Annotated in this window: 21 protein-coding genes; 10 read left to right on the forward strand and 11 right to left on the reverse strand. The window is 62.1% G+C overall.

The annotated features are described in order from the left end of the window. Positions 1-249 precede the first annotated feature (249 nt). From BT116_RS14570 to BT116_RS14605, 8 genes are all read right to left on the reverse strand, one after another. Positions 250-1,830, reverse strand: coding sequence for an AAA family ATPase (locus BT116_RS14570; protein ID WP_072344942.1), 1,581 nt, complete (start codon positions 1,828-1,830; stop codon positions 250-252). Between the two features lie 9 nt (positions 1,831-1,839). Continuing rightward, positions 1,840-2,940 carry a 3-dehydroquinate synthase gene (aroB, locus tag BT116_RS14575; protein WP_072344945.1) on the reverse strand — a complete coding sequence of 367 codons (1,101 nt, stop codon included), beginning with the start codon at positions 2,938-2,940 and terminating at the stop codon, positions 1,840-1,842. Positions 2,941-3,118: 178 nt separating this feature from the next. After that, positions 3,119-3,637 (reverse strand): shikimate kinase AroK, encoded by a 519-nt coding sequence (aroK, locus tag BT116_RS14580; protein WP_003196983.1) that lies wholly within the window; start codon positions 3,635-3,637, stop codon positions 3,119-3,121. 4 nt (positions 3,638-3,641) lie between these two features. Beyond that, positions 3,642-5,732, reverse strand: coding sequence for a type IV pilus secretin PilQ (gene pilQ / locus BT116_RS14585; RefSeq protein WP_072344947.1), 2,091 nt, complete (start codon positions 5,730-5,732; stop codon positions 3,642-3,644). Between the two features lie 13 nt (positions 5,733-5,745). Continuing rightward, positions 5,746-6,273, reverse strand: coding sequence for a pilus assembly protein PilP (locus tag BT116_RS14590; RefSeq protein ID WP_072344950.1), 528 nt, complete (start codon positions 6,271-6,273; stop codon positions 5,746-5,748). Then, the gene (gene pilO / locus BT116_RS14595; protein ID WP_003196977.1) at positions 6,270-6,893 is read right to left on the reverse strand and encodes a type 4a pilus biogenesis protein PilO; all 624 of its coding nucleotides are present in this window, start codon (positions 6,891-6,893) and stop codon (positions 6,270-6,272) included. Before pilO ends, BT116_RS14590 begins: the two co-directional genes overlap by 4 nt. After that, a complete protein-coding gene (locus tag BT116_RS14600) occupies positions 6,890-7,456 on the reverse strand; it encodes a PilN domain-containing protein (protein WP_072344953.1) in 567 nt (188 codons plus the stop codon). Before BT116_RS14600 ends, pilO begins: the two co-directional genes overlap by 4 nt. Beyond that, positions 7,456-8,520, reverse strand: a complete 1,065-nt coding sequence (locus BT116_RS14605; RefSeq protein ID WP_072344956.1) for a pilus assembly protein PilM — start codon at positions 8,518-8,520, stop codon at positions 7,456-7,458. Before BT116_RS14605 ends, BT116_RS14600 begins: the two co-directional genes overlap by 1 nt. Before the next feature lie 208 nt (positions 8,521-8,728). Here BT116_RS14605 and BT116_RS14610 point away from each other — a divergent pair, with 208 nt between their 5' ends. Next, entirely contained in the window at positions 8,729-11,173 is a 2,445-nt protein-coding gene (locus tag BT116_RS14610) for a penicillin-binding protein 1A (protein ID WP_371856173.1), read from the forward strand. Positions 11,174-11,475: 302 nt separating this feature from the next. Here BT116_RS14610 and BT116_RS14615 read toward each other — a convergent pair whose 3' ends face one another. The 3 genes from BT116_RS14615 to rpmE all read right to left on the reverse strand — a co-directional run bounded on the left by BT116_RS14615 (position 11,476) and on the right by rpmE (position 13,977). Next, positions 11,476-12,744: a malic enzyme-like NAD(P)-binding protein gene (locus BT116_RS14615; RefSeq protein ID WP_072344961.1), complete on the reverse strand. Its 1,269-nt coding sequence runs from the start codon at positions 12,742-12,744 to the stop codon at positions 11,476-11,478. Between the two features lie 184 nt (positions 12,745-12,928). After that, positions 12,929-13,711, reverse strand: coding sequence for a thermonuclease family protein (locus tag BT116_RS14620; protein WP_072344963.1), 783 nt, complete (start codon positions 13,709-13,711; stop codon positions 12,929-12,931). A 41-nt stretch (positions 13,712-13,752) separates the two neighbouring features. Beyond that, entirely contained in the window at positions 13,753-13,977 is a 225-nt protein-coding gene (gene rpmE / locus BT116_RS14625) for a 50S ribosomal protein L31 (protein WP_053117645.1), read from the reverse strand. Positions 13,978-14,266: 289 nt separating this feature from the next. Here rpmE and BT116_RS14630 point away from each other — a divergent pair, with 289 nt between their 5' ends. The 9 genes from BT116_RS14630 (at position 14,267) to phaC (BT116_RS14670) (ending at position 26,488) form a co-directional block, all read left to right on the forward strand. Then, positions 14,267-16,486, forward strand: a complete 2,220-nt coding sequence (locus tag BT116_RS14630; RefSeq protein WP_072344966.1) for a primosomal protein N' — start codon at positions 14,267-14,269, stop codon at positions 16,484-16,486. A 181-nt stretch (positions 16,487-16,667) separates the two neighbouring features. Continuing rightward, on the forward strand, positions 16,668-18,404 hold the full coding sequence (gene argS / locus BT116_RS14635; RefSeq protein WP_072344968.1) for an arginine--tRNA ligase: 1,737 nt from the start codon (positions 16,668-16,670) through the stop codon (positions 18,402-18,404). A 1-nt stretch (position 18,405) separates the two neighbouring features. Next, the gene (locus BT116_RS14640) at positions 18,406-19,101 is read left to right on the forward strand and encodes an SPOR domain-containing protein (RefSeq protein WP_072344971.1); all 696 of its coding nucleotides are present in this window, start codon (positions 18,406-18,408) and stop codon (positions 19,099-19,101) included. A gap of 305 nt (positions 19,102-19,406) precedes the next feature. Then, on the forward strand, positions 19,407-19,937 hold the full coding sequence (hslV, locus tag BT116_RS14645) for an ATP-dependent protease subunit HslV (protein WP_003196958.1): 531 nt from the start codon (positions 19,407-19,409) through the stop codon (positions 19,935-19,937). Between the two features lie 50 nt (positions 19,938-19,987). Further along, positions 19,988-21,325, forward strand: a complete 1,338-nt coding sequence (hslU, locus tag BT116_RS14650) for an ATP-dependent protease ATPase subunit HslU (protein ID WP_063323313.1) — start codon at positions 19,988-19,990, stop codon at positions 21,323-21,325. A gap of 79 nt (positions 21,326-21,404) precedes the next feature. Continuing rightward, complete coding sequence (locus BT116_RS14655; RefSeq protein ID WP_072344974.1) at positions 21,405-21,782, forward strand: gamma-butyrobetaine hydroxylase family protein; 378 nt, start codon at positions 21,405-21,407, stop codon at positions 21,780-21,782. Positions 21,783-22,060: 278 nt separating this feature from the next. Beyond that, positions 22,061-23,740: a class II poly(R)-hydroxyalkanoic acid synthase gene (gene phaC, locus BT116_RS14660; protein ID WP_072344977.1), complete on the forward strand. Its 1,680-nt coding sequence runs from the start codon at positions 22,061-22,063 to the stop codon at positions 23,738-23,740. Between the two features lie 98 nt (positions 23,741-23,838). Continuing rightward, positions 23,839-24,693 (forward strand): poly(3-hydroxyalkanoate) depolymerase, encoded by an 855-nt coding sequence (phaZ, locus tag BT116_RS14665; protein WP_072344981.1) that lies wholly within the window; start codon positions 23,839-23,841, stop codon positions 24,691-24,693. Positions 24,694-24,805: 112 nt separating this feature from the next. Next, entirely contained in the window at positions 24,806-26,488 is a 1,683-nt protein-coding gene (gene phaC / locus BT116_RS14670) for a class II poly(R)-hydroxyalkanoic acid synthase (RefSeq protein WP_072344984.1), read from the forward strand. Positions 26,489-26,535: the final 47 nt, after the last annotated feature.

A 26,535-nucleotide genomic window follows, 5' to 3' on the forward strand; every position in this document is an offset into this window, starting at 1 on the left:
GGGAGGTCATTGTACACACCGACACAGGGGCTCACAAATTTGACGACGAACCGTCGCAAATCCATGTCGCATTTGTGAAAGGTTTAAAGCTATATGCTGTGCTAGTCAAAACTTTTTTGGGTTTGACCGCTACGACTCAAACGCTACTGTGACGCAGACACCACAAGGCGCGCGGCCTTAAAGGTCGCCCGCCCCTGCGGAAATTTTGAGGTTGCCGGGAGAGGCGGCCTGGGTAAGGCCGCCGAATCTTCAGCGAGTTGCTGCCAGTTCCTGTTGGACGCTGGCGACAGTGCGAGGCCAAGGTTTACCAGCCTGAACCTTCGCTGGCAAGGCCTTGATGGCGGAAACGGCTGCATCACGGTTGGCAAAGCTGCCGTAGGTGATGACATACAGTGGCTTGCCGTTGAGGACTTTCTTGAAATAGCGGTACTCGCCGCCCTGCTCCTTGACGAAGTTCTGTGCCGCGGCTTCGGAGCTGGTGCCGAGGATCTGCACTACGTAGTTGCCCGGGGCCTGGCCAGCGTACCAGCTACCGCCCGCGGCCTTGGCCGGGGCAGCAGCAGGCTTGGCTGCGGGCGCGGGCGCCGCAGGCTTGGCGGCAGGCGCTGGAACCGGTGCAGGCTTGGCGGTGGCCACCTGGGTGGGCGCCGGAGTCGGCTTGGCGGCCGGGGCAGGCGTCGGGGCAGGGCCGGCTGGCACGCCCACAGGCGGTGCGGTGGTGGTCACGGTCGGCGGCACGTCGCTGCTGTCGTCGACCGGTGGCGCTGCGCCGTCGTCGCCTTCGGTGATGCCACCGGCCGCTTCAGCCAACGGGCCGCGCATGACCGGTTGCGACTGGCCGACCAGCGGCAGTGGCATCGGCTGGGTGTTGCCGGCGAACTCCACTGCCGGCGCACCACCGTTGGGTTGCGGCGTCCCTTGGCCGAGAGGCAGTTGCGCCTGTTCGTTGGCAGGGGCACCCGTGGTGGGCGCCTTGGTGCGACCCGGCATCAGCCAGGCGGCGGCAACCGCGACCACGACGACGGCGGAAATTGCCAATACGTGTTTCTTCGGCATGTTGAACCCCATACTTGGACGCTTCACCGCTGAGCGGCTGGCAATCATGACTTCGATCAGAGCATCGCGGGCGACCTGGTTGATGTTGCCAGGCCAACCGTCGGAGCTTTCGTGAATCTCAGAGATCTGATCGGCGGTGAAAAGTTCGATACCCCGGCCCGCCCCCTCAAGACGCTGGGCCAGGTATTCACGCGTTTCTTCCTCGGTGTAGGGTGCCAACTCGATGACGTGGAAGCGCTCTTCCTCAAGGTTCAATTGCTCCAGATCAGCGATCAGCGACGACTCACCGAACAGGAACACATGAGGGCGACCCTCCGGCGCTCCGGCCGCCAAGGCCAGCAGGGCCTCGAGGGCCGACTCGTCGAGTTGCTCGGCATCGTCCACCAGCAGATAGACTTCCTGCCCGGTCAGCGCCAGTTGCACGATTTGATCGAGAACTGCACCGATTTCAGCCTGGGCGACGTTCAGCGCCTGGGCCACCTGACGCAATATACCGGCTGCATCACCGGCGCCACGGGCCGATACCACCACGCTTTGCACGGACTGCTTGTTGGTGCTGGCCACCAGGGCCTGGCGCAGCAAGGTCTTGCCGCTACCCTGGGGACCGGTGACCACCAGCAGCAACTGGCTGTAGCGCGCCAGGTGATGCAGCTGGCCCAGTACCGGCTTGCGCTGTGCAGGAAAGAACTTGAAGCCCGGGACCCGCGGTGCGAACGGGTCATGACTCAATTGGAAATGGCCGAGGAAAGCCTCGTCGGCATGCAAACTAGTCATCGGATCTTATTAACCTTTAAGCTGAGCCAGGGCGCGGTAGTCCGCTCCCAGCGTGGCCTGTAGAACTTCTTTCGGATAATCGTCGGTCACCACCGCTTCGCCCATGTGGCGCAGCAGCACCAGACGCAGACGACCGTCGATCACTTTTTTGTCGATTGCCATGTGTTCAAGAAAATCCGCCTCGGTCATTTCTTCAGGCGGAACCACCGGCAGCCCGGCGCGCTGGAACAGACGGATACCGCGATCGCGCTCCTGTTCGCTGATCCAGCCCAGGCGCGCAGACATCTCCAGGGCCATGACCGTACCGGCCGCAACGGCCTCGCCATGCAGCCAGACACCATAGCCCATGTGGGTTTCGATGGCATGGCCAAAGGTGTGGCCCAGGTTGAGCGTGGCACGCACTCCCGATTCACGCTCATCGGCCCCCACCACGGCGGCCTTGGCGGCGCAGGAGCGTTCGATGGCGTAGGTCAGGGCTGCTTGATCGAGTGCGCGCAGGCGGTCGACGTTCTCTTCGAGCCAGCCCAGGAACGGCTCGTCGCAGATCAGCCCGTACTTGATGACTTCCGCCAACCCGGCAGACAGTTCGCGGGCCGGCAGGGTATTGAGGGTGGCGGTGTCGATCAGCACCACATTGGGCTGATAGAAAGCACCGACCATGTTCTTGCCCAGCGGATGGTTGATCCCGGTCTTGCCACCCACTGACGAGTCGACCTGCGACAGCAGCGTGGTGGGGATCTGGATGAAATCGACGCCGCGTTGATAGCAGGCAGCTGCAAACCCGGCCATGTCGCCGATCACACCGCCACCCAAGGCAACCACCGTGGTGCGGCGATCGTGGCGCGCAGTCAGCAGGCCATCGAAAATAAGTTGCAGGGTTTCCCAGTTCTTGAAGGCTTCGCCGTCGGGCAGTACCACGGAAATGACGGAGAAGGCCGACAGGCTGCGGGTCAGACGTTCCAGATACAGGGGCGCGACGGTTTCATTGGAAATGATCGCTACTTGCCGCCCGGCGATATGCGGCGCCAGCAGTTCGGGCTGGTCCAGCAGGCCCTCGCCAATATGAATCGGGTAGCTGCGCTCGCCCAGGTCGACCTTAAGTGTCTGCATGTGTCCCCACAGTGAAGATGGAATCAGGCGTCCTGCCTGCGATTAACGAAATGCCCAACGGGGATAAATCCCCTCGCCACAGGTCCCGAGAGCTTGGCTTGCCGTCATTAATGGCTATCCGCCACGCCTCGGGAGGGTTCCGACGGGACGTCGAGGATAGCGCATTTCGCCAAGCGCATTAACGGGGAGGCAGTTGCTGAAGGCGATCGAGAATGTCCAGCACCACCATCCGCGGCGGCCGCTCGTCGGTTTCCACCACCAGGTCGGCGATCTCCCGATACAGCGGATCACGCAGCTCCAGAAGGTCCCGCAGGGTCTTGGCCGGGTCGGCGGTGCGCAACAGCGGGCGGTTGCGATCCCGAGCGGTGCGCCCCACCTGCTGCTCGACAGAAGCATGCAGATAGACCACTCGTCCGCCCGCATGCAGCGCCCGACGGTTGGCTTCGCGCATCACCGCGCCGCCACCGGTGGCGAGCACCACGCCATCGAACGCGCACAGCTCGGCGATCATCGCCTGCTCACGGTCACGAAAGCCCGGCTCGCCTTCCTTGTCGAAAATCCATGGGATATTGGCGCCCGTGCGCAATTCAATTTCCTTGTCGGAATCTTTGAACGGCAGGCGCAGCTCTTTGGCCAGCAAACGACCGATGGTGCTTTTTCCAGCGCCCATCGGCCCAACAAGAATCAAATTTCGCACAGAATCAACGACTCACAGCAATCGCCTGGTTATTCATGATACGCGGAGTGAGAAACACCAGCAGCTCGGATTTGCTATCCGAAACCACATCACGCCGGAAAAGGCGGCCAAGATACGGCACATCGCCAAGAAATGGCACCTTATCTACAACCTTGCTCTGAGTATTTGAGAAAACCCCGCCAATCACAATGGTCTCGCCATCATTGACCAGGACCTTGGCATTGACCTCGTTTTTCTTGATCGGCGGCACATCATTCACCTTGTTCAGGTAGTCCGGCTCATCCTTGGTGACCTTGACCTCCATGATGATCCGGTTGTCTGGCGTGATCTGCGGGGTTACCTCCAGCGACAGCGAAGCCTCCTTGAACGACACCGACGTAGCGCCACTGGAGCTGGCTTCCTGATAAGGAATTTCCGTGCCCTTGAGGATCTTTGCCGTCTCCTTGTCGGACGTCACCACCTTGGGCTGGGAGACGATCTCCCCGTTGCCGGTCTTCTCCATGGCCGTCAGTTCAAGGTCCAGCAATACGTTGTCGGTGATGAAGGCAATGCCAATGCCCGAGGTATTGCCCGAGGCGCCCAGGTCGACGAACGGCTGGTTGGTGCTGGTGCTACCCGGCGTGCCGATAGTGGTTGAATCGCCCGTGGTAACCCCCGAGGAACTCCAGTTGCCCTTGTTTTGAATCGAACCGCCCCAACGCACGCCCAGGCTTTTGTCGTAGTCGACGTTAGCCTCGACAATCCGCGCCTCGATCATCACCTGGCGCACCGGAATATCCAGTTGCGCCACGATCCGGCGCAGTTCGTCGAGACGGTCCTGGGTCTGGTAGGCAATGATGTTGTTGGTTCGCTCATCGACTGTGATCGTGCCGCGCTCATCGGCTTTCGCCTCGGCACTGGTCACCGACTGGAACAGCTTGGCGATGTCCGTCGCCTTCGCATAGTTGACCTGCAACAGCTCACGCCGCAGCGGCGCCAGGTCGGCAATCTGCTTCTGCGACTCCAGTTCCTGGCGCTCACGGGCGGCAATTTCATCGGCCGGAGCCACCAACAGCACGTTGCCGACCTTGCGTTTGTCCAACCCCTTGGTCTTGAGCACCAGGTCGAGCGCCTGGTCCCAGGGCACATTCTGCAACCGCAGGGTGATGCCCCCCTGCACCGTGTCGCTGGCCACGAGGTTCAGGTTGGTAAAATCGGCAATCAGTTGCAGGACCGAACGCACGTCGATGTCCTGGAAGTTGAGCGAGAGCTTCTCGCCACTGTAGGCCGCCCGGTCGGCGTTACGTTTTTGCAGGTCGTCGACGGTCATGGGCCGGACGCTGACGGTGAGCTTGTTGTCGGTCTGGTAGGTGGAGTAGTCGAAAGTCCCGCTGGGTTCGATGCTGATGGTCGCCCGGTCGCTGCCGGCGCTGGCATTGACGAATTGCACCGGGGTGGCGAAGTCCTTGACGTCCAGGCGCACCCGCAGCGGCTCGGGCAACTGCGTCCTGGCGAAATCGAGGATGATCTTGCCTTCGCGCTCCTGGATGTCCGGGGCGATGGACGGATCAGACAGATCGATCACCACGTTGCCTTCGCCCTGGGTCCCGCGTTGGAAGTCCACCCCACGGATCGCCTTGCCCACCGGCCCACTGGCCCTCGCAGGCGCAGCGCTGGCAACCGCCGGGCGCGGGGGCTGAGTGGTGGAGTTCTTCGGGGCAGTGCTCTTCGGGGCGGCGCCCTTGCCAACCACCACGAACAGGTTGTTACCTTCGATCCGGGTGTCATACGGCGCCAGTTGGGTAAGGCCGATGATCAACCGAGTACGATCCCCAGCCTCGACCACAGTGGCGCTGCGTGCATTGCCCCCGCCCAGGTCGTGGCGCTTGCTGGAAAGTTGATTGGTCACGCCCGGCAGGTCCAGTGCAATCCGTGCCGGTTGTTCGGTGGTGTAGCCCCGGGGCGGTGGCGGCGGCCCGTCGAAGGTGAGCTTCAACTCGACACGGTCCCCCGGCAACGCCGCCACATCCAGCGTCTTCAGGCTGGCCCCAAGAACCATCGGCGACAACAGCGCTATCCATAGCGAAATACCGAGGGCTGAAAAAAACCTGTTCATTGTTCGAATTCCACTATGAATGCTCTTTCAAAGGAATGGTCCGTGGTCGCTCCAACCAGGCACCCTCGCCATCGGGAACGATTTCGACCACATCGACCTGGGTGGCACTGATGTTGACGATCCGCCCGTCGTTGCGCCCCAGATAGTCACCGACCTTGAGCCGATGCACCCCGCCCGCGCCCCGCAGGAGCGCGAAGGAGCCACTGACATTGGAGATCGTACCGACCATTTCGAATTGCTCGATGTTGAAGCCTTCCAGGTACTGCTTGACCCGGTTCGGGTCGGGCCGGACATTGCGCGAGCCCCGCTGCCGTTCAGCCTGGTCCACGCGGACCTGCCGGGAAAACGGGCTGCGCAGGTTGGCGGCACTGTAGGTAAAGGTTTCGTAGGGCCTGAACGTCGGCGTCGGCTCGATCTTGCCGGGTGGCCGCAGACGCACTTCGTTCATGTAGGCGTCCAGGTCGCTGAAACCGTTGTCGCTGTCGCAGCCCGCCAGCGCAACCAGGCCTGCCAGCAGGCAGATACGCCACAGCGGCCTCATGGTTGCGCCTCCTGCTCGTTGTACCGGTAGGTCTTGGCCTGGATACTCATGCGCAGCTTCGCGCCGGCCTCGGGCTCCATCGGTGCGATCTCGAAATCGTGCAGCGTGACAATCCGGGGCAGCCCCGCCACCCCACTGACGAACGTCGCCAGGTCGTGGTAGCCGCCGGTCACGGTGATCTGGATCGGCAACTCGATGTAGAACGGCTGGGTGACCTCCGGCAGCAGCTTGATTTCCTCGAACTCCAGGCCACTGCCCAGGCCGGTGCGAGTAATGTCTTCCAGCAGGCCCGGCACTTCGGTATCGCTGGGCAATTGCCGCAACAGCACACCAAAAGACGTTTCCATCTGCTTCATCTGCTCGGTGTAGCGCTCCAGGTTCGCAGCCATGTGGGCCTTGCCCGCGAATTGCGCCTTGAGGGTGTTTTCTTCCTCGCGCACCTGCTGCAACTGGTTCTCCAAGTCGCTCAAGGCAAAGTTATAGCCCAGCCCCAGCACCAGGACCACCAGCAGGACACCCGCCAGCCACTTGATCGGCGCGGGCCAGGAACCGATGTTGTTGGTGTCCAGGTCACTGAGATCGATCTTGCGCAGTGCGTCGAACCACTCCCCAGGCTTCATTGGGCGTCCTCCGCATCGGCCGGGCGAGTCTGGCGAACCGTCAGCTGGAAGACGTTGGCCTGGTCGAGCTGCCCAGCGGTGGTGGCCTTGACCTCCGTCAGGCTGGGCGTGTCGAACAGGTCCGACGAGTCCAGGTTGCGCATCAGGTCCGAGACCCGGTTGTTCGACTCCGCGGCCCCCTTGATCAAGAGCATCCGGTCTTCCATCTTCACTTCAGTGAAATACACCCCTTCCGGCAGGGTCCGCACCAGCTGGTCGAAGATGCGCCCGCTGACCGGCCGGTTACCTTGCAAGTCCTGGATGATGCGCATGCGCTCCACCAATTGCTGGCGACGGGCCTTCAATTCGCTGATCTGCTTGATGCGTTCGTCCAGCACGGCGATCTGCTCGGAGAGATGGCTATTGCGAGCGACCTGATGGTCGATGGCGCTGTCGAAGTACCGGACCGCGACCAGGACCACGCCGACCGCACCGACCAGCGCCCCCACCAAGGCCAGCAAAAAGCGTTTACGTCGTTCTTCACGCAGCTCTTCGCGCCATGGAAGCAGGTTGATCCGCGCCATCAGTCGAAACTCCTGAGGGCCAGCCCACAGGCAATCATCAGTGCCGGCGCATCACCGGCCAGGGCGCCGGCATTGACCTTGCTGCTCAGGGCCATGTTGGTAAACGGGTTGGCCACCTGGGTCGGCGTGCCCAGGCGCTGCTCGATCAGCCGATCCAGGCCGGCGACCGAAGCCGTGCCCCCGGCCAGCAAAATGTGGTCCACCGCACTGTACTGGCCCGAGGCGAAGAAGAACTGCAAGGACCGCGAGACCTGCTGTACCAGGGCCTCGCGAAAAGGTTGCAGCACTTCGCTGAGATAGTCGTCCGGCAGGCCACCCTGCTTCTTTGCCAGGCCGGCCTGTTCGGGTGTCAGGCCATAGCGACGCTGAATTTCCTCGGTCAGTTGGCGACCGCCGAACAATTGTTCGCGGGTATAGATGATGCGCCCGTTGTGCAGCACGCTAAGGGTGGTCATGGTGGCGCCGATGTCGACAACCGCCACAGTCAGCCGCTCCTGAGAGGCAGCCAGTTGCTTGGCGAGCAGGCCGAAAGCACGCTCCAGCGCATAAGCCTCCACATCGACCACCCGGGCCGTCAGCCCGGCGAGCGCCAACGCGGCCTCGCGGACCTCGACGTTTTCCTTGCGGCACGCCGCCAGCAGCACTTCGACGCGATCGGCACTGCGTGGCGAAACACCCATGACTTCGAAATCAATGGCCACCTCATCCAGGGGATAGGGGATGTATTGATCGGCCTCGATCTTGAGCTGGTTTTCCATGTCATCGTCGGACAGCCCGGCGTCCATCTCGATGGTCTTGGTGATCACCGCCGAACCCGCAACGGCCACGGCCACGCCACGCAAGGGCGTCCTGGCCTTGGCCAACAGGCGCGACAACGCCTGCCCCACCCCTTCGAGCTCGGCGATGTTCTTCTCGACCACGGCGTTGGCTGGCAACGGTTCGACCGCGTAGGACTCGACGCGGTATCGGTCGCCCTGGCGGCTCAACTCCAGCAGCTTCACCGACGTCGAACTGATGTCGATCCCCAGAAGCGCATGGGTTTTTTTATTGAAGAGTCGTAGCACTACCAATTCCCTATGACTATCCGTGAGTTACGGACTCTCTAATATGCATTGCGTTCAATCACACCGGTCCGACGGACGTCCGGATGGCATTCCCGACGAAAAAAAATGCTTATAATGCCCAGCGTTTTTTTTCGCTTTGTTGCAAGCACGGGTCCATCCCAGCACCTGGCGCCTTTTTCATTCTCTGCCTGGATATCCAAAAGCCTTGATTCGTCTGCTGAAATTTTTCGGATGGTCCATCGTCGCCGTTTTCTGCGGACTGCTCTTGGGCCTGAGCGGTGCCTTTCTTTACCTTAGTCCGGGATTGCCGTCCGTGGAGGCGCTGAGAAGTATTCAGTTGCAGATTCCTTTGCGGGTGTACAGCAGCGACAACAAATTGATCGCCGAATTTGGCGAAATGCGCCGCACGCCGATCCGTTTCGCCGACATTCCCCCCAATTTCATCAATGCGTTACTAAGTGCTGAAGACGATAACTTCGCCAATCACTACGGCGTCGACCCGGGCAGCCTGATGCGCGCCGCCAGCCAGTTGATCAAGAGCGGCCACATCCAGTCCGGCGGCAGCACCATCACCATGCAGGTGGCCAAGAACTTCTTCCTGACCAGCGAGCGCAGCTTCTCGCGCAAGACCACCGAGATCCTCCTGGCCCTGCAAATCGAACGGCAGCTGACCAAGGATGAAATCCTCGAGCTGTACGTGAACAAGATTTACCTGGGCAACCGCGCCTACGGCATCGAGGCGGCGGCGCAGGTGTATTACGGCAAGTCGATCCGCGACGTGAGCCTGGCACAGATGGCGATGATCGCCGGCCTGCCCAAGGCACCCTCGCGCTTCAACCCGCTGGCCAACCCGGCACGCAGCAAGGAACGTCGCGACTGGATCCTGGGGCGCATGTACAAGCTCGGCAAGATCAGCGAGGCCGACTACACCGCCGCGATCAATGAACCGCTGAACGCCAGCTATCACGTACCGACACCGGAAGTGAACGCCCCGTATATCGCCGAGATGGCCCGTGCCGAGATGGTTGGGCGCTATGGCAGCGACGCCTACACCGAAGGTTTCCGCGTGACCACCACGGTGCCGAGCAACTTGCAGGAAATGGCCAACACCGCGCTGCACGAAGGCTTGATGACCTACGACCAGCGCCACGGCTACCGTGGCCCTGAATCGCGCCTGCCGGGCAAGACCAAGGAAGCCTGGGCCCTGGAGCTGACCAAGCAGCGCACCATCAGCAGCCTGGAGCCGGCGATTGTCACGTCGGTGGACAAGGACGGCATCAAGGTGCTGACCCGTAACGGCGAGCAAGAGGAACACGTGGCCTGGGACACCATGAAATGGGCTCGTCCGTTCCTCAATACCAACAGCATGGGCGCCAACCCACGGCAACCGTCGGACGTTGCCCAGGTCGGTGACCTGATCCGCGTCCAGCGCCAGGCGGACAACACGCTCAAGTTCAGCCAGATCCCGGCGGCTCAGGGCGCCCTGGTGTCCCTCGACCCGCAGAACGGCGCCATCCGCTCCCTGGTGGGTGGCTTCGCCTTCGAGCAAAGCAATTACAACCGTGCACTTCAGGCCAAGCGCCAGCCGGGCTCGAGCTTCAAGCCGTTCGTCTACAGCGCCGCCCTGGATAACGGCTACACCGCCGCCAGCCTGGTGAACGATGCGCCGATCGTGTTCGTCGATGAGTACCTGGACAAGGTCTGGCGACCGAAGAACGACACCAATACGTTCCTCGGTCCGATTCGCCTGCGCGAGGCGCTGTACAAATCCCGCAACCTGGTATCGATCCGCCTGTTGCAGGCGCTGGGCGTGGATCGCACCATCGACTACATCAGCAAGTTCGGCTTCAACAAGCAGGACCTGCCGCGCAACCTGTCCCTGGCCCTGGGCACCGCGACCCTGACGCCGATGGAAATCGCCACGGGTTGGAGCACGTTCGCCAACGGCGGCTACAAGATCACCCCGTACATCATCGACAAGATCGAAAGCCGCAACGGCGAGACATTGTTCGTCGCCAACCCGCCACGGGTCCCCACGGGCGAGCAGGCCAGCGATGGCGTCGCCGCACCGTCCACCGACACGTTCACGGTCAATGCGACGCCAGGCGAAGCCACCACGGCCCCAGGCCTGCCGCAAGCACCCGCCGTCGCGGAACGCATTGTCGATGGCCGTACCACCTTCATTCTCAACAGCATGCTGCAGGACGTGATCAAGCTCGGCACCGGCCGTCGCGCCCTGGCCCTGGGCCGCACCGACCTGGCGGGCAAGACCGGTACCACCAACGAATCCAAGGACGCCTGGTTCTCCGGCTACAACGCCGATTACGTGACCACGGTCTGGACCGGTTTCGACCAGCCCGAAAGCCTGGGTCGCCGCGAGTTCGGCGGCACGGTGGCGCTACCGATCTGGATGACCTACATGGGCGCCGCCCTCAAGGACAAGCCGCCGCACACCCAGCCGGAACCGGAAGGCATCCTCAGCCTTCGGGTCGACCCGGTCAGCGGCCGAGCGGCCACGCCGGGCACCCCGGGTGCGTACTTCGAACTATTCAAAAGCGAAGACACGCCACCGTCGGTCAACGAGCTGGGCAATGGCGTCGCACCGGGCAGCCCGCTGCCAGCGGACGAAGCGGCGCCAATCGATCTGTTCTGACCGGTCTCATCCAAAAGCCCCGCCTTCGAAAGAAGTGCGGGGCTTTTTTTATGCCGCGCAAGGCCCCTGTGGCGAGGGGATTTATCCCCGCTGGGCTGCGCAGCAGCCCCAAATCCAGACTGCGCGGAACAATACATGAAACCGCGCCAGCCAAATTACGACTGCTACGCAGCCGAGCGGGGATAAATCCCCTCGCCACAGGTTGTCGGCTTGCCCAGCAACGGGTTTCCATCCATAAAATCCAGACAAAAAAAGCCCCGACTCTCAGGAGCCGGGGCTTTTTGTTGAAGCGCTACAACGGCTTAGCCGTTGAACACGTCATCCACGCTCTTGAGCGGGTAGTTCTTCGGATACGGCAGGGTCGCCACGCCGGTCTCGATCGCAGCCTTGGCCACGGCGTCGGAGATCAGGGTGATCAGGCGGGCGTCCATTGGTTTCGGGATGATGTACTCACGACCGAATTCCAGCTTGATACCGCCGTAGGCGTCGCAGACTTCCTGAGGCACCGGCAGCTTGGCCAGTTCGCGCAGGGCGTTGGCGGCCGCGACTTTCATTTCTTCGTTGATGCGCTTGGCGCGAACGTCCAGGGCACCGCGGAAGATGAACGGGAAGCCCAGTACGTTGTTGACCTGGTTCGGGTAGTCCGAACGGCCGGTGGCCATGATCACGTCGCTGCGAGTTGCATGAGCCAGTTCCGGGGCGATTTCCGGGTCCGGGTTCGAACACGCGAACACGATTGGGTTCGGCGCCATGCGCAGCAGGTTTTCCGGGCTCAGCAGGTTCGGACCCGACAGGCCGACGAACACGTCGGCACCGTCCAGAGCGTCCGCCAGGGAGCGCTTGTCGGTCGCGTGGGCAAACACGGCCTTGTACTGGTTCAGGTCGTCACGGCCGGAGTGGATCACGCCGGTACGGTCGACCATGAAGATGTTTTCGATCTTGGCGCCCATGCTCACCAGCAACTTCATGCAGGAGATGGCCGCAGCGCCAGCGCCGAGGCAGACGATCTTGGCTTCCGGCAGGGTCTTGCCGGCGATTTCCAGGGCGTTGATCATGCCGGCCGCAGTAACGATCGCGGTGCCGTGCTGGTCATCGTGGAATACCGGAATGTCGCACTGTTCGATCAGGGCGCGCTCGATCTCGAAGCACTCAGGTGCCTTGATGTCTTCCAGGTTGATGCCGCCGAAGGTGATGGAGATGCGCTTGACGGTGTCGATGAAGGCTTGCGGGCTCTCGGAATCGACTTCGATGTCGAATACGTCGATACCGGCGAAGCGCTTGAACAGCACGCCCTTGCCTTCCATGACTGGCTTGGAAGCCAATGGGCCGAGGTTACCCAGGCCGAGAATCGCGGTGCCATCGGAAATGACTGCAACCAGGTTGCCTTTACCGGTGTATTTGTAGGCCAGTTCAGGGTCGCGAGCGATTTCGCGGACTGGTTCGGCTACGCCGGGGCTGTAGGCCAGCGACAAGTCGCGAGCAGTAGCGGTGGCCTTGGTGAGCTCGACACTCAGCTTCCCTGGACGAGGATTAGCGTGATATTCGAGAGCGGCAGTTTTCAGATCAGACATGTGGGCATTCCGCTTTTTACTGTGTTGGACAGACGGACCGCCGAGGATACGCGCCTCGCAAAGTCCCCACAAGACTGACCAGTCACTGCTGTCAAGCGCCCTGCCCTACGACTTTGGGCCAAGAGCCACAAAACACAAGGGCCACATGCATACAATCCACTGACAAAATGTCTACAATTTTCTCTTACAAGACCGCTTGCAGCATGGCAGGATCGGTCAGTGGCAACATCCATCGCGCCTGCCCGGCCTTGTGGCCGCCGCGTCGGGCGCGATCGACGATCCAGCCACGGGCCTCGATTTTTCGGCCCTTTAGCCGCTTCAGGGCCGAGGCGTCGAAGCGTCTTTGCACACCGGGCGCAATGTGCAGGACAACTGACCCCTGCAATTCAATCCAGATGCCACCGCGATTGCGCTGCACGTTTTCGACACGTGCGCTCATCAGCACAAAACCGGGCGCATTGATTTGCTCCGCTGGCACGACGGGCGATTTTTTCCAGAGGCCGGAGCCGGCTTGCCGCGCATGACGTTCGGCCATTTGCTGGCATCTGACCAGGTCGACGTTCGGCGCGACCGCCACCACAAACCCCAACCCCTCGGCAATCAACCGCTCTTCGAGGTTCTCGCCCTGGGCGTTGTAGACATGGGCCAGGGTGCGGCCGTAATCATCGCGGTTATCCTTGCCAGGCAACACGCCCACCCGGCCATCACTGGCGGCCACCAGGGCTTCGAGTCGCTGACGCGCCGCCACGGCGAACGGTTCGTCGGCGCGGCCTCGCTTGCCCAGTTCAGGGCTGTTGAGACCGATCATCCGAATGCGCCGGCCATCCTCCAGGTACAAGGTATCGCCATCCACCACCCGCTGCACCGCCACTTGGGGCAGGTTGCCTGGCGAAGGACAGGACGCCTGGGCACCACCGAGGCAAATCGCAGACACAAAAAAGGCGCCCGCAAGGGACGCCTTTTTCATCAGTCTGGAGCGGTCGAGACGACCATCCAAAATGATCAGCCTCAGGCTTTTGGAGTAACTTTGCCGAAAGCACCGAAACGATCGGCGAACTTCTGAACACGACCGCCGGTATCCAGAGTCTTTTGCTTGCCGGTGTAGAACGGGTGGCATTCGTTGCAAACGTCGATCGCCAGGGCTTTGCCGTAGGTCGAACGCGTTTCGAACTTGTTGCCGCAGCTGCAGGTTACGGCAATTTCTGGGTATTCCGGATGGATATCGGTTTTCATGCTGTTTTCCTCAGGCTAGCGTGCCGCCACCCAACACTATTGTTGAATACCGCACGTAATTAGGCCGCGGATTCTACCAGACATCGTCATTCGCGCAAGCTGTCGCTTATACCAACCGTCTGCTAGGCTCGCGCCCTCAAGCCCAATCCCTGTGGGAGAGAGCTTGCTCGCGATAGCGGTGGGTCAGTTGCGGTGATGCTGGCTGTGCCGCAGCCGTCGTGAGCAAGCTCGCTCCCTCATTGAATCGTGCTCAGCCTTGCGAACTTGTCCGCCTATCGAGATCCCCCGCGTGCCCGACGCCATCCTGCGCCTCGCCTTGCCTTCGCCCCTGCGCCGCCTGTTCGACTACCGCGCCCCCGCCGGGGTCCTGCGCGCGCAGTTGCAGCCGGGCATGCGCCTGCGGGTGCCGTTCGGTCGGCGGGAGATGATCGGCATCCTGGTGGAGGTCAGCGACCACAGCGAGGTCCCGGTCGACAAGCTCAAACCAGCCCTGGCCCTGCTCGATGCCACGCCACCGCTGCCCGCCGCGCTGTTCAAGTTGTGCCTGTGGACGTCCCAGTATTACCAGCACAGCCTCGGCGACACCCTGAGCTGGGCGCTGCCGGTGCTGCTGCGCCAGGGCGAACCGGCCGAGGCGCGCCAGGAGCGGTTCTGGTCGGTGGCGCCCGGTGCCTCGCTGGACGATCCACGCATCGCCCGCGCCCCGCGCCAGCGCGAGGCCTTGGCGACCCTGGCCCAACATCCCCACGGCGTGGCGCACCAATTGTTGAGCAAACTGATGCTCAGCAAGGACAGCCTCGACCTCTTGCTGGCCAAGGACCTGGTCCAGGTGGAAGTCCGCAGGCACGTCCCCGGCGCCCGCCATGAACATTGGCTGGCCCAGCCGGAACTGCCGCTCAACGCCGAACAGCGGGCCGCTTGCGAAGCGATTCGCGCAGGTTTCGACAGTTATCACGCCTTTCTGCTGGCGGGTGTCACCGGCAGCGGCAAGACCGAGGTCTACCTGCAACTGATCCGCCAGACCCTGGAGGCCGGCAAGCAGGCGTTGGTGCTGATTCCGGAAATCAACCTCGGCCCGCAAACCCTGGCGCGCTTCGAACAGCGCTTCAACGCCCGGATCGCCCTGGTGCACTCGGCGGTCAACGACCGCGACCGCCTGGAGGCCTGGCTCGCCGCCCGGGACGGCGAGGCCGATATCATCATCGGCACCCGTTCGGCCCTGTTCACACCGATGAAGAACCCTGGCCTGATCATCATCGACGAAGAACACGACGGCTCGTATAAACAGCAAGAAGGCCTGCGCTACCACGCCCGCGACCTGGCGCTGGTGCGCGCCCGCCAGGAAAACATCCCCATCGTGCTCGGCTCGGCCACGCCATCGCTGGAAAGCTTGCACAACGCCTACACCGGCCGCTACGGCCTGCTGCGCCTCAATGAGCGGGCCGGCGGCGCCAAGCAACCGCGCTTCCTGCGCCTGGACGTGAAAAGCCGCCCACTGGACAGCGGTATTTCCGGGCCGATGCAGCAAGCCATCGGCCAGACCCTGGCTGCCGGGCAACAGGTCCTGGTGTTCCTCAATCGCCGCGGTTTTGCCCCGACGCTGTTGTGCCACGACTGCGGCTGGATGTCTGGTTGTGAGCGCTGCGATGCGCGGATGACCGTGCATCAACGCCATGGCGAGTTGCGTTGCCACCATTGCGGCCACGTCGAGCGCGTGCCAAGGCATTGCCCGCAGTGCGGCAAAGTGGACTTGCGCCCAGTCGGCGCCGGCACCGAACGCGCCGAAGAACGGCTGGGCATCCTGTTCCCCGATTACCCGGTACTGCGGGTGGATCGCGACAGCACTTCGCGCAAAGATGCGATGAACCAGTTGTTCGCAACGATCCAGAAGGGCCAGCCGTGCATCCTGGTGGGCACGCAAATGCTCGCCAAGGGGCACCACTTCCCACGGGTCACGCTGGTGTCGATCCTAGACGCCGATGGCGGACTGTTTTCCGGTGATTTCCGCGCCAGCGAGCGCATGGCACAGTTGATCGTCCAGGTCGCAGGCCGGGCCGGGCGGGCCGAGGAGCCGGGCAAAGTGATCATCCAGACCCACCTGGCCGATCATCCGTTGCTGATCCAACTGACCGAGCAAGGTTATTTCGCCTTCGCCGAACAGGCCTTGAGTGAACGGCGCAGCGCCGGCCTGCCGCCGTTTGCCCATCTGGCGCTGTTGCGCGCTGAAGCTCACAAGCCGGGGCAGGCCGAAGCGTTCCTTGATGAAGCCTGCAGCGAGGCCGAGCGTTTGCTGGCGCAGCAGAACCTTACCGGTATCGAACTGCTCGGCCCGGTACCGGCGCCGATGGAGCGGCGGGCGGGGCGCTATCGAGCCCAGCTTTTACTACAGGCCAATGCCCGGGCGCCGTTGCATCGGCTACTGAGTGCCTGGCTACTGGTGCTGGAGCAGATGCCCAGTGGACGGGCAGTGCGTTGGTCGCTGGATGTGGATCCGGTGGATTTGTACTGAATAAGCAGATTGCAAGCTTTGTCCCCTGTGGGACCGAGTGCATCCAGGCCAGCAAGAATAATCACCACTGAGCCCCAACCGACCCGCTACAGTTGGCAAGCTCGTCCGGGCCACGGATAATGCCCAGTTTTTCCACCAGCGCATCGAAGCGCCGCCGCGCCTGCGGTTGAAAGAGAAGACCATGAAAGACACCATTCGCCAGCTCATCCAGCAAGCCATCGCCCAACTCGTCACTGAAGGTGTGCTGCCAGAAGGCCTGTCGCCGGCGATTCAGGTCGAAAATACCCGCGACAAGACCCACGGCGACTTCGCCAGCAACATCGCGATGATGCTCGCCAAGCCGGCCGGCATGAAACCGCGGGACCTGGCGGAGAAAATCATCGCCGCGCTGCCGGCCGACGAGAACGTCAGCAAGGCCGACATTGCCGGCCCCGGGTTCATCAATTTCTTCCAGAACACCCAGGCCCTGGCCTCGCGCCTGGACGCGGCCCTGGCCGACGAGCGCATTGGCGTGCGCAAGGCCGGTCCGTTGCAGCGCACCGTGGTCGACCTCTCGGCGCCCAACCTGGCCAAGGAAATGCACGTCGGCCACCTGCGCTCGACCATCATCGGCGACGGCGTGGCGCGGGTCCTGGAGTTTCTCGGCGACACCGTGATCCGTCAGAACCACGTTGGCGACTGGGGCACCCAGTTCGGCATGCTGATGGCCTACCTTCAGGAAAACCCCATTACCAGCGATGAACTGTCGGACCTGGAGAATTTCTACCGCGCCGCCAAGCAACGCTTCGACGAGTCGCCCGAGTTCGCCGACCGTGCCCGGGGCCTGGTGGTCAAGCTGCAAGCCGGCGATGCCGAGTGCCTGGCGCTGTGGAGCAAGTTCAAGGACATCTCCCTGTCCCACTGCCAGAAAATCTACGAGTTGCTGAACGTCAAATTGACCATGGCCGACGTGATGGGCGAAAGCGCCTACAACGACGACCTGATCAACGTGGTCAACGACCTCAAGGCCAAGGGCATGCTGGTGGAAAGCAACGGCGCCCAGTGCGTGTTCCTCGACCAGTTCAAGACCGCCGATGGCGAGCCGTTGCCGGTGATCATCGTCAAGGCCGATGGTGGCTATCTCTACGCCACCACCGACCTGGCAGCCGTGCGCTACCGTAACAGCGTGCTCAAGGCCGATCGGGTGCTGTACTTCGTCGACCAGCGCCAGGCCCTGCACTTCCAGCAAGTGTTCGAAGTCGCACGCCTGGCCGGTTTCGTGACCCATCCCATGGAGATGGAGCACATGGGCTTCGGCACCATGAACGGCGCTGACGGCCGCCCATTCAAGACTCGCGACGGCGGCACGGTGAAGCTGATCGACCTGCTGACCGAAGCCCAGGACCGCGCCTACACCCTGGTCAAGGGCAAGAACCCCGAGCTGGCCGAAGACGAACTGCGCAAGATCGCCAAGGTGGTGGGCATCGACGCGGTGAAATACGCCGACCTGTCCAAGCACCGCACCAGCGACTACAGCTTCAACTTCGACCTGATGCTCAACTTCGAAGGCAACACCGCGCCGTACCTGCTGTACGCCTACACCCGCGTGGCGGGGGTGTTCCGCAAGCTCGGCAAGAGCTTCAATGAAGTGGACGGCCAGATTGTGCTCCAGGCCCCTCAGGAACAGGAGCTGGCGGCGAAGCTGGCGCAGTTCGGTGAAGTGTTGAATAACGTCGCCGACAAAGGCACGCCGCACACCCTGTGCGCCTACCTGTACGATGTCGCCGGCCTGTTCTCCAGTTTCTACGAGAACTGTCCGATCCTCAACGCGCAAACCCCAGAGCAAATGCAGAGCCGCCTGCGCCTCGCCGCGCTGACCGGGCGTACGCTCAAGCAAGGCCTGGAGCTGCTGGGCCTGGAAACCCTGGAGCGCATGTAAGTTGGCAGCCAAGAAAAAACCTGCACCCAAACGCGGCGCCAGTCGTTACCAGCCTCCAGCCAAAAAACCGATTCCGGGCTGGTTGTGGATGGCCATCGGCCTGACCGTCGGCGCTTTCATTGTGTTTCTGATGAAGCTGGAGCCGGGCCAGGGCGATGACGTCAAGCGCGTCCGGCAAGAGCAGCAGAAAGCCACGCGGATCGCCGAGGCCAACAAGACTCCGCCGAGCCCAACGCAACCGGTGAAGCCGAAGTACGACTTCTACACCTTGCTGCCGGAATCGGAAGTCATCGTGCCGCCCGAAGCCGTACCGGAGAAAACCCTGCCGACGCCGCAAGTGCCCACCACGCCTGTGACCCCGGCCGAAGCGGCGAAGATCGACACCGCCCGCGCCCAGGCGGCCCTGGCCGGCATCACGCCGCCACCCGCCCCACCGGTGCAGAAAGCCGCGCCGGTGACCAAGTTCTTCCTGCAAGCCGGTTCGTTCCGCAAGGAAGCCGACGCCGACAAGGTTCGCGCGCAGATCATTCTGCTGGGTCAGTCCGTGTCGGTGGAGTCCGGCACCGTGAAGGACGAAACCTGGTACCGGGTACTGGTCGGGCCGTTCAGCAACCGCGAAGAACTGACCAAGGCCCAGAAACAATTGGCCGGCAGCGGTTTCAGCAACCTGTTGTTACAACAACGCCAGAGCCGCTGATCGCACACGGTGTCCAGCCGAGCGACCCACTGTGGCGAGGGGATTTATCCCCGCTGGGCTGCGCAGCAGCCCCAAAAGCAGCGACCAGATCAATCTGACACACCGCATTTAAGGTTTTAGGGCTGCTACGCAGCCCAGCGGGGATAAATCCCCTCGCCACAGATAATCATTGCCACAGGTATGATTGGCCTGTGAGGCAAGACAAACCGCTCATCCCCTCCTCCACCCCACAGTTGAAAAACCCCGCGTCACCCCCATATGAGTTCCATCCGGGCATTTTCGCCCCGCTGCGTGGAGACTCTCCCTTGACCACCATCGTTTCAGTCCGCCGTCATGGCAAAGTCGTCATGGGCGGCGACGGCCAGGTTTCACTGGGCAACACCGTGATGAAAGGCAACGCGAAGAAAGTCCGCCGCCTGTATCACGGCGAAGTCATCGCCGGTTTCGCCGGGGCCACTGCCGACGCCTTCACCCTGTTCGAGCGTTTCGAAGGCCAGCTCGAGAAACACCAGGGCCATCTGGTCCGAGCCGCCGTGGAACTGGCCAAGGAATGGCGCACCGACCGTTCCCTGAGCCGCCTCGAAGCCATGCTCGCGGTCGCCAACAAGGACGCCTCCCTGATCATCACCGGCAACGGCGACGTCGTTGAGCCCGAAGACGGCCTGATCGCCATGGGTTCCGGCGGTGCCTACGCCCAGGCTGCGGCCAGTGCCCTGCTGAAAAAAACCGACCTGTCGGCTCGTGAGATCGTCGAGACTGCCTTGGGCATTGCCGGCGACATCTGTGTCTTCACCAACCACACCCAGACCATTGAGGAGCAGGACCTCGCGGAATAAGCCCAGGCCCAGCGCCACGGCTCATTCCTGCTTGAGGACCACCTATTATTATGTCCATGACTCCCCGCGAAATCGTCCACGAACTCAACCGCCATATCATCGGCCAGGACGATGCCAAGCGCGCCGTCGCCATCGCCCTGCGTAACCGCTGGCGCCGGATGCAATTGCCCGAAGAACTGCGCGTCGAAGTGACCCCCAAGAACATCCTGATGATCGGCCCGACCGGTGTTGGTAAAACCGAAATCGCCCGGCGCCTGGCCAAACTCGCCAACGCGCCGTTCATCAAGGTCGAAGCCACCAAATTCACCGAAGTCGGCTATGTCGGTCGCGACGTCGAGTCGATCATCCGTGACCTGGCCGATGCCGCCATCAAGCTGCTGCGCGAACAGGAAATCACCAAGGTCCGCCACCGCGCCGAAGACGCCGCCGAAGAGCGCATCCTCGACGCCCTGCTGCCGCCGGCGCGCATGGGCTTCAACGCCGACGCCGCCGCGACCCAGGACTCCAACACCCGCCAACTGTTCCGCAAGCGCCTGCGCGAAGGCCAGCTGGACGACAAGGAAATCGAGATCGAAGTGGCCGAAATGGCCGGCGTCGATATTTCCGCGCCGCCAGGCATGGAAGAGATGACCAACCAGTTGCAGAGCCTGTTCGCCAACATGGGCAAGGGCAAGAAGAAAAACCGCAAGCTCAAGGTCAAGGAAGCGCTGAAACTGGTGCGCGACGAAGAAGCCAGCCGCCTGGTCAACGAAGAAGAGTTGAAGGCCAAGGCGCTGGAGGCGGTCGAGCAGCATGGCATTGTGTTCATCGATGAAATCGACAAGGTCGCCAAGCGCGGCAATGTCGGCGGTGCCGATGTGTCCCGCGAAGGTGTACAACGCGACCTGCTGCCGCTGATCGAAGGCTGCACGGTCAACACCAAGCTGGGCATGGTCAAGACTGACCATATCCTGTTCATCGCCTCCGGTGCGTTCCACCTGAGCAAGCCGAGCGACCTGGTGCCAGAGCTGCAGGGTCGCCTGCCGATCCGTGTCGAGCTCAAGGCGCTGACGCCGGAAGACTTCGAACGCATCCTCAGCGAGCCCCACGCGTCCCTGACCGAACAGTATTGCGCGCTGCTCAAGACCGAAGGCCTGAACATCGAGTTCACCCCGGAAGGCATCAAGCGCCTGGCCCAGATCGCCTGGCAGGTCAACGAGAAGACCGAGAACATCGGTGCCCGTCGCCTGCACACGTTGCTCGAACGCCTGCTCGAGGAAGTCTCGTTCAGCGCCGGCGACCTGGCGAGCGCCCACAACGAAGCGCCTATCCTCATCGACGCCGAGTACGTCAACAGCCACCTGGGTGAATTGGCACAGAACGAAGACCTGTCGCGGTATATTCTTTGAGCTGCAAGTTGTAAGCCTCAAGCTACAAGCTGATCGGCTCAGCTTGTAGCTTGTAGCTTGTAGCTTGTAAGCTGCCTTTATGACCAAACTCCCCACCGCCATCAACCTGCACAAAGCCTCCAGGACCCTGACGCTCAAATACGCGCCGGACGAGGAGTATCACTTGCCCGCCGAGTTCCTGCGGGTGCACTCGCCTTCCGCCGAGGTCCAGGGCCACGGCAAACCCATCCTGCAATACGGCAAGCTCAACGTTGCACTGATCAAGGTCGAACCGGCCGGCCAGTACGCACTGAAACTGACCTTCGACGACGGCCACGACAGCGGGCTGTTCACCTGGGACTATCTCTACCAGTTGGCGGTGCGTCAGCAAGACTTGTGGAACGATTATCTTGGCGAACTCAAGGCCGCCGGAAAAACCCGCGACCCGGACGAGTCCGTCGTCAAGCTGATGCTCTAACTCAGGGGCTGGCGCTTTAGGGCGATTTTTCTAGACTCATCTGCTTGAATGCCCGCGCAGCAACGTCAATGACTGGCCTGCTTGCGAAAAAAATTAAACTCGGGTAACCAATGGAGCTGGCAAGTTACCTGCAAAGGAACCGCCGAGTTCCTGGCATACGTTTCCTCATTGGCCCTCGATGCGGAATTAATGGTCACCCGAGCAGCGTACCTGGTATTGGCTGTGTGGCTTCATGGCACGATCCGGGTACTCGTCTGAAGGACAATGGAGCGTCGTAGATGAGCAACAAGAACAACGATGACCTGAAGTATCAAGCCTCGGAAAATACCCTGGGGTTGAATCCCGTCGTCGGCTTGCGCAGGAAAGATCTGCTGGCCTCTGCCCGCATGGTGCTGACCCAGGCCATCAAACAACCGCTGCACAGCGTCAAGCACGTCGCCCATTTCGGCGTCGAACTCAAGAATGTCCTGTTCGGCAAATCCGAACTGCAACCGGCCGGCGACGACCGTCGCTTCGCTGACCCGGCGTGGAGCCAGAACCCACTCTACAAACGCTACTTGCAAACCTACCTGGCGTGGCGCAAGGAGCTGCACGCCTGGATCGACGACAGCAACCTCTCGCCCGCGGACATCAGCCGCGGGCATTTCGTGATCAACCTGATGACCGAAGCCATGGCCCCGACCAACTCGGCGGCCAACCCGGCAGCAGTCAAGCGCTTCTTCGAAACCGGCGGCAAGAGCCTGCTCGATGGCCTGTCCCACCTGGCCAAGGACCTGGTGCACAACGGCGGGATGCCGAGCCAGGTCGACATGGGCGCGTTCGAGGTCGGCAAGAGCCTGGGCGTGACCGAAGGCGCCGTGGTGTTTCGCAACGACGTGCTGGAGCTGATCCAGTACCGCCCCATCACCGAGCAGGTCCACGAGCGACCGCTGCTGGTGGTACCGCCACAAATCAACAAGTTCTATGTATTCGACCTGAGCCCGGACAAGAGCCTGGCGCGCTTCTGCCTGCGCAGCAACGTGCAGACCTTCATCGTCAGTTGGCGCAACCCCACCAAGGAACAGCGCGAGTGGGGCCTGTCGACCTACATCGAGGCGCTCAAGGAAGCGGTGGACGTGGTCACGGCCATCACCGGCAGCAAGGACGTGAACATGCTCGGCGCCTGCTCGGGCGGCATCACCTGCACCGCGCTGCTGGGCCATTACGCCGCCCTCGGCGAGAAAAAGGTCAATGCGCTGACCCTGCTGGTCAGCGTACTCGACACCACCCTGGACACCGACGTGGCGTTGTTCGTCGACGAACAGACACTGGAAGCGGCCAAGCGTCATTCCTACCAGGCCGGTGTACTCGAAGGTCGCGACATGGCCAAGGTGTTCGCCTGGATGCGCCCCAACGACTTGATCTGGAACTACTGGGTCAACAATTATCTGTTGGGCAACGAGCCGCCCGTGTTCGACATCCTGTTCTGGAACAACGACACCACGAGGCTGCCAGCGGCGTTCCACGGCGACCTCATCGAAATGTTCAAGAACAATCCACTGACCCGTCCCAATGCACTGGAAGTGTGCGGCACGCCCATCGATCTCAAGCAGGTCACCGCCGACATCTTCTCCCTGGCCGGCACCAACGACCACATCACGCCGTGGAAGTCCTGCTACAAGTCGGCACAGCTGTTTGGTGGCAAGGTCGAGTTCGTGCTGTCGAGCAGCGGCCATATCCAGAGCATCCTCAACCCGCCAGGCAACCCCAAGTCGCGCTACATGACCAGTGATGACATGCCAGCCAAGGCCGAGGACTGGCAGGAGAATTCAACCAAGCACACCGATTCCTGGTGGCTGCACTGGCAGGCCTGGCAGGCCGAGCGCTCGGGCAAACTGAAAAAAGCCCCGACCGTGCTGGGCAACAAGGCCTACCCAGCCGGTGAAGCGGCGCCCGGCACTTATGTGCATGAAAGATAGCTGTAAGCTGCAAGCTGCAAGCTTCAAGCGCCTTAACTTGCAGCTTGAAACTTGAAGCTTGAAGCTGCTTTCCCACTTCTCCACCCCAGGGCTTGAGCATGCCGCAACCGTACATCTTCCGTACCGTCGATCTGGATGGCCAGACCTTGCGCACCGCGGTACGTCCCGGCAAGCCTCACTTGACGCCACTGCTGATTTTCAACGGCATCGGCGCCAACCTCGAGCTGGTGTTCCCGTTCATCCAGGCCCTGGACCCGGACCTGGAAGTCATCGCCTTTGACGTCCCCGGTGTCGGCGGCTCATCGACGCCCAACCGGCCGTATCGCTTTCCTGGCCTGGCCAAACTCACCGCGCGAATGCTCGATTACCTGGACTACGGACAGGTCAATGTGATCGGCGTGTCCTGGGGGGGCGCCCTGGCCCAGCAGTTCGCCCATGACTACCCCGAGCGCTGCAAGAAGCTGGTACTGGCGGCCACGGCGGCCGGGGCGGTGATGGTGCCGGGCAAACCGAAGGTGCTGTGGATGATGGCCAGCCCCCGGCGCTACGTTCAACCTTCTCATGTGATGCGTATCGCCCCACTGATCTACGGCGGTTCGTTCCGTCGCGACCCGAGCCTGGCGGCCAGCCATGCGGCCAAGGTTCGTTCGGCGGGCAAGCTCGGTTATTACTGGCAACTGTTCGCCGGCCTGGGCTGGACCAGCATCCACTGGCTGCACAAGATCCACCAGCCGACCCTGGTGCTGGCTGGCGACGATGACCCGCTGATCCCGCTGATCAACATGCGCATGCTGGCCTGGCGCATTCCCAACGCCCAATTGCACATCATCGATGACGGCCATCTGTTCCTGATCACCCGGGCCGAGGCGGTGGCGCCGATCATCATGAAATTCCTGGAGGAAGAACGTCAGCGTGCGGTGATGCATCCGCACCCCTCACCACTGGGCGGCTGAAACCGCCCATTAGCGCCTGGCAGGACGCCGGACCGCGCAGCGACCCGAAACAGCGACTATGTTGTCTGGTTCGGTGTGTTTGTTTTTAGCCTGATGACGAAGGAGTTGACTCATGCGCGACAAACCGGCGAAGGGTTCCATGCCCGCCCCTGCCAGCTTCATCAACGCACAAAGTGCGGTCACCGGCCTGCGTGGCAGGGACCTGCTGTCCACCTTGCGCAGCGTTGCCGTACACGGCTTGCGCAACCCGGTGCACAGTGCCCGGCATGCGCTGAAGCTGGGCGGTCAACTGGGCCGAGTGCTGCTGGGGGAGACCCTGCACCCCACCAACCCCAACGACCAGCGTTTCGCCGACCCCACCTGGCAGCTCAATCCGTTCTACCGCCGCAGCCTGCAGGCCTACCTGAGCTGGCAGAAACAGGTGACGAGCTGGATCGACGAAAGCACCATGAGCCAGGATGACCGCGCCCGTGCCCACTTCGCCTTTGCCCTGCTCAACGACGCCGTTTCGCCGTCCAACACCTTGCTCAACCCGCTGGCGGTCAAGGAGCTGTTCAACTCCGGCGGCACCAGCCTGGTTCGAGGCCTCAGCCATCTGGTGGATGACCTGCTGCACAACGACGGGTTGCCGCGACAAACCACACCCCATGCCTTTGAAGTCGGCAAGACCCTGGCAACCACCCCTGGCGCGGTGGTGTTTCGCAACGAATTGCTCGAGCTGATCCAGTACCGGTCCATGAGCGAAAAGCAATACGCCAAGCCGTTGCTGATCGTGCCGCCGCAGATCAACAAGTTCTATATTTTCGACCTGAGCCCTTCCAACAGCTTCGTCCAGTACGCCCTGAAAAACGGTTTGCAAGTTTTCATCATCAGTTGGCGCAACCCTGACGTACGCCACCGCGAATGGGGCCTGTCCAGCTACGTCGAGGCCGTGGAGGAGGCCATGAACGTCTGCCGGGCGATCACCGGCGCCCGCGAGGTCAACCTGATGGGCGCCTGCGCCGGAGGCATGACCATCGCCGCCCTGCAAGGCCACCTGCAAGCCAAGCGCCAGTTGCGTCGGGTCGCCAGTGCCACGTACCTGGTGAGCCTGCTGGACAGCCAGATCGACAGCCCGGCCACGCTGTTCATCGACGAGCAGACTCTCGAAGCCGCCAAGCGCCGTTCCTACCAGAAAGGCATCCTCGATGGCCGCGACCTGGCCCGGGTGTTTGCCTGGATGCGCCCCAACGATCTGATCTGGACTTACTTCATCAACAACTATCTGCTGGGCAAGGAGCCGCCGGCCTTCGACATCCTCTACTGGAACAACGACTGCACCCGCCTGCCGGCGGCTTACCACGGCGACCTGCTGGACTTCTTCAAGCACAACCCACTGACCCATCCCGGCGGTCTGGAAGTGTGCGGCACACCTATCGACCTGCAGAAAGTGACGGTGGACAGCTTCAGTGTGGGCGGCATAAATGACCACATCACACCGTGGGACGCGGTGTATCGCTCGACCCTGTTGCTCGGTGGCGAAAAACGCTTCGTGCTCTCCAACAGCGGCCACGTCCAGAGCATCCTCAACCCGCCGGGCAACCCCAAGGCCAACTACATCGAAAGCGCAAAAATGAGCAGCGACCCACGGGCCTGGTACTACGACGCCAAGCACGTCGAAGGCAGCTGGTGGACCCAATGGCTGGGCTGGATCCAGGAGCGTTCCGGCGCCCAGCACGAAACCCAGATGACCTTGGGCAACGCGAACTACCCGCCTCTGGACGCAGCTCCCGGTACCTATGTTCGCGTGCGCTGAAGCACCTTACCCCACGGCCAGGCGATTGGCCGTGGCATGACTTGATC

It is taken from the genome of Pseudomonas sp. NFACC16-2, from assembly GCF_900119205.1.
Classification (GTDB): Bacteria; Pseudomonadota; Gammaproteobacteria; order Pseudomonadales; family Pseudomonadaceae; genus Aquipseudomonas; species Aquipseudomonas fluorescens_Q.

Bases quoted from the DNA above. Each gene is read 5' to 3' on its own strand.
- BT116_RS14570 (WP_072344942.1), bottom strand. From the start codon at position 1,830: ATGACTAGTTTGCATGCCGACGAGGCTTTCCTCGGCCATTTCCAATTG.
- BT116_RS14590 (WP_072344950.1), bottom strand. From the start codon at position 6,273: ATGAGGCCGCTGTGGCGTATCTGCCTGCTGGCAGGCCTGGTTGCGCTG.
- argS (WP_072344968.1), top strand. From the start codon at position 16,668: ATGAAAGACACCATTCGCCAGCTCATCCAGCAAGCCATCGCCCAACTC.
- phaC (WP_072344977.1), top strand. From the start codon at position 22,061: ATGAGCAACAAGAACAACGATGACCTGAAGTATCAAGCCTCGGAAAAT.
- phaZ (WP_072344981.1), top strand. From the start codon at position 23,839: ATGCCGCAACCGTACATCTTCCGTACCGTCGATCTGGATGGCCAGACC.
- hslU (WP_063323313.1), top strand. From the start codon at position 19,988: ATGTCCATGACTCCCCGCGAAATCGTCCACGAACTCAACCGCCATATC.
- aroB (WP_072344945.1), bottom strand. From the start codon at position 2,940: ATGCAGACACTTAAGGTCGACCTGGGCGAGCGCAGCTACCCGATTCAT.
- pilO (WP_003196977.1), bottom strand. From the start codon at position 6,893: ATGAAGCCTGGGGAGTGGTTCGACGCACTGCGCAAGATCGATCTCAGT.
- BT116_RS14600 (WP_072344953.1), bottom strand. From the start codon at position 7,456: ATGGCGCGGATCAACCTGCTTCCATGGCGCGAAGAGCTGCGTGAAGAA.
- pilQ (WP_072344947.1), bottom strand. From the start codon at position 5,732: ATGAACAGGTTTTTTTCAGCCCTCGGTATTTCGCTATGGATAGCGCTG.
- phaC (WP_072344984.1), top strand. From the start codon at position 24,806: ATGCGCGACAAACCGGCGAAGGGTTCCATGCCCGCCCCTGCCAGCTTC.
- rpmE (WP_053117645.1), bottom strand. From the start codon at position 13,977: ATGAAAACCGATATCCATCCGGAATACCCAGAAATTGCCGTAACCTGC.
- BT116_RS14620 (WP_072344963.1), bottom strand. From the start codon at position 13,711: ATGAAAAAGGCGTCCCTTGCGGGCGCCTTTTTTGTGTCTGCGATTTGC.
- BT116_RS14615 (WP_072344961.1), bottom strand. From the start codon at position 12,744: ATGTCTGATCTGAAAACTGCCGCTCTCGAATATCACGCTAATCCTCGT.
- BT116_RS14655 (WP_072344974.1), top strand. From the start codon at position 21,405: ATGACCAAACTCCCCACCGCCATCAACCTGCACAAAGCCTCCAGGACC.